This is a genomic window from Paratractidigestivibacter sp. (assembly GCF_052362415.1).
GTDB lineage: Bacteria > Actinomycetota > Coriobacteriia > Coriobacteriales > Atopobiaceae > Paratractidigestivibacter.
In genome coordinates this window covers 962-2057 of record NZ_DAWEMK010000188.1, presented here as the reverse complement: position 1 = coordinate 2057, position 1096 = coordinate 962, and the positions used below count along the sequence as shown (strand labels likewise).

Sequence of the window (1096 nt, the reverse complement as noted above, 5' to 3'; positions counted from 1 at the left end):
AGCACCTTGTCCTCAACGGGCAGCAGGTAGTTCATCGCCGAGAAGATGGCCTTCTTGATCTCGCCGGAGTACTGGGTGCCGACGACGAGGATGGTCTTGTCCGCGAAATTGATGATGACGGCGGCCTCGGAGTTCGTGTGGTGGACGGCCGGGTCGAGCTTCAGGCGCGGGGCGGCCAGAACGACGAAGTCGGCGAGGCCGTAGTCCTTGAGCTCCTCCTCGGTCGGGCGGATGAGCATCTGGTGGGCAAAGAGCGCCTGGCTCGCGAGCTCGGTGATGACGCTGAACTTGCGGGCGTAGCGGCGGTCGGCGCCGGCGATGCCGTGGACGACGAAGAGGCGGCGCTCGGAGAAGTGGGCGATGACCTCGGCCTTGATGCGGGCGTAGTCCTCCTCGGACATCGGGACGTTCGTCGTGCCCCAAGCGATTTTGTCGTGGACGTCGGGGGTGTCGACGATGAAGCGGTCGTGGGGCGAGCGGCCCGTGTACTGGCCGGTCTCGACGCAGAGGGCGCCCGTGGAGCCGAGCGTGCCCTCGCCGCGGTCCACGGCCTTCTCGATGAGGACAGCGGGCGAGCAGTCGATCCACGTCATGTCGTCGGTGTGGGCGATCCCGTAGTGGGCGAGTTCCTCGATGATCATGCGAGCCTCCTTGATTCGGCCCTGAGCCTAGGCCGGTTTATAGACCGTTCGGGCGCCGCGGGGTCCCTCCGGCGCGCACAGTCGCCATTTTGCCCTGTTTCGGGGTTTCCAGACGGTAAAGTTCTATGGGTGGCAGGCATTACTCCGAGAAGGGCGGTATTCGCGATGTCTTTGGAAAGAATCTCGTACAGCGGCCTCACGGCCGAGGTCGACACGATGGGCGCGCAGCTGATGAGCCTCAAGGTCGGCGACGCCGAATACCTGTGGCAGGGCGACCCGAGCTACTGGCCCCGACGGGCGCCCGTGCTCTTCCCGTGCGTGGGCTGCCTGCGCGGCGACGAGTCGATGAGCGCGCAAGGACCCGTGCGCCTCAAGCGCCACGGCATCGCGCGTCTCTATGAGCAACGCGTCGTCGAGAACGACGGACGCAAGGTCGTCTTCGAGCACTGCTCGAG

Annotated in this window: 1 protein-coding gene and 1 pseudogene; one reads left to right on the top strand and one right to left on the bottom strand. The window is 65.7% G+C overall.

Annotated elements, in window-relative coordinates:
* A partial coding sequence (locus tag ACT84W_RS10750) for a phosphoenolpyruvate carboxykinase (ATP) (protein ID WP_444329212.1) occupies window positions 1-641 on the bottom strand: 641 nt, incomplete at its 3' end.
* 165 nt (window positions 642-806) lie between these two features.
* Between ACT84W_RS10750 and ACT84W_RS10745 the strand changes: the two are divergent.
* A pseudogene (locus ACT84W_RS10745) lies at window positions 807-1096 on the top strand (aldose 1-epimerase family protein); the annotation flags it as partial.